This window comes from Methylobacterium iners, assembly GCF_022179305.1.
Classification (GTDB): Bacteria; Pseudomonadota; Alphaproteobacteria; order Rhizobiales; family Beijerinckiaceae; genus Methylobacterium; species Methylobacterium iners.
The window spans coordinates 1-1,597 of sequence record NZ_BPQP01000137.1 but is presented as its reverse complement, the minus strand read 5'-3'; the positions used below and the strand labels follow the sequence as shown (position 1 = coordinate 1,597).

At 59.0% G+C, this 1,597-nt stretch carries 1 protein-coding gene and 1 pseudogene; one reads left to right on the top strand and one right to left on the bottom strand.

What is annotated here, in order from left to right; genetic code table 11:
- Positions 1-350 precede the first annotated feature (350 nt).
- A pseudogene (locus MFF55_RS26050) lies at positions 351-643 on the top strand (transposase); the annotation flags it as partial.
- Between the two features lie 587 nt (positions 644-1,230).
- On the opposite strand, the gene MFF55_RS26045 reads toward MFF55_RS26050, so the two are convergent.
- A partial coding sequence (locus tag MFF55_RS26045; RefSeq protein WP_238247077.1) for a response regulator occupies positions 1,231-1,597 on the bottom strand: 367 nt, incomplete at its 5' end.

Here is a 1,597-nt window from a genome sequence, read left to right as displayed (position 1 = left end):
CCCCATACCGTGCCGTTGGAGACGTCAACGATGGGATGGAACGCCATCGTGAAATCGAACGGCAGCGCCTCACCGCCCTTGCATCCCTGACAGCCCATTCGACCCATCGCAGCATCCTCGCCCCGACGCCGAACTCATCACGAATTTCTTCTCTTCCCGTAAACACACTAAAGCTTGCGATCTGCCTAACATATGTTGGGAAACGAGAAAGTTTTTCTACGAGCGCTGGTCCGTAAATTTTATAGTAATGTATTACTAGGTCTAAATTTCCGCTTAAATACTATTGACACAATCCCGTTCCTTCAGACTAGGCTGATTGGCAGGATCAGTCAGGACCGAAAGAGGCAGACGTGCGGCGAGGGCGGAACACGAGCGCAGAGCAGGTTTTGCTGACGCTGTGCCACATCGAGGTACAGACGTCGCAGGGCAAGAGCTTGGCGCTCGCTCAGCTCAGGAGGCGGAGATCTCCGAGCAGAGTCATTGGCGCTGGCGCAGGGAGTGTGGCGGTCTGCAAGTCGACCAAGACAGTAAAATGACGAGGCTCGCGCGCGAGAACGCACGATTACGGTGGCTCATGGCCGATCTGTCCCTGAACAAGCAGGTGCTAGCGGATGTCAGGGCGGTCCATTTGATAGCCACTGAGGCTGATCATCTGCCTCATGACCAATGGCAGCCTGTAGCACGATCGCCGGCAACGCTGGGCCGCAACTTGGACACTCAAGCGTCGGGAAGTGGTTGATGAAGCGCAGGCCTGAGCACAGGTCGATCGCATGACCATCTACAGGGGCGCTGGCCTTCTCGCGCGCCTCGATATCGTAACAAGCTTGGATCCGAGCGACCGACACCACCGCCCCTTGGTGGTTGATCAAGTGAGCGCGATATCTCGGCTCATCATTCTCGTGGGATGTGCTCACACCAGCCGAACCCATTTGTCTGGCTTCCAGAACTTCATGGTCGAGCTTCGTAGCAACGGTATGGTTCTACACGACGATGCTGTTAGTCGCGACGAGAGATGACTGGAATGAATACGCTAATCCTGGCGCCGAGTTCGCTGTTGACGATCGCTGAAGCAGGATCGCCTTGCGCGCGTCGGCACGCTTTAGCACTTTACTGAAAGAGGAAGCCAAGGGCTTGGCCGGGAACGAAGCTCAGGCCCGACGCCAGCCTACCTCTGCCAAGCGGGCGGCTGGCTGAGCGTCAGCCCGGCAGCCCGGAAGGCGCCTGACGATCTCATCTCACTGGGACCTGTTCCGTCGCTCTGAGCTCTAGCCATTGCTCCGCATAGGCGGGGGCCAGGGTCAGGCTGCGTGGGAGGTCCATGGATGGCGCGTCCGTGGTCACCGCGTCCATGACGAAGTCCAGCGCCGCCGTTAGACCCTGCTGCGTGTAGGGCTTGGCGATGACCCCCACAGCACCCGAGAAGTCCAGCGGCAGCCGCTTCGGATTCGCGGTCACGAAGACCGCCGTCATGGCGGTCTGCGTGGCAATGAACCGAGCCACCTCAGTTCCGGTCGGACCATCGGCAAGGTGAAGATCGATCAAGGCAACATCGGCCACGACCTTGCCAGCACGGGCGATGGCCTCGCAGGACGACACG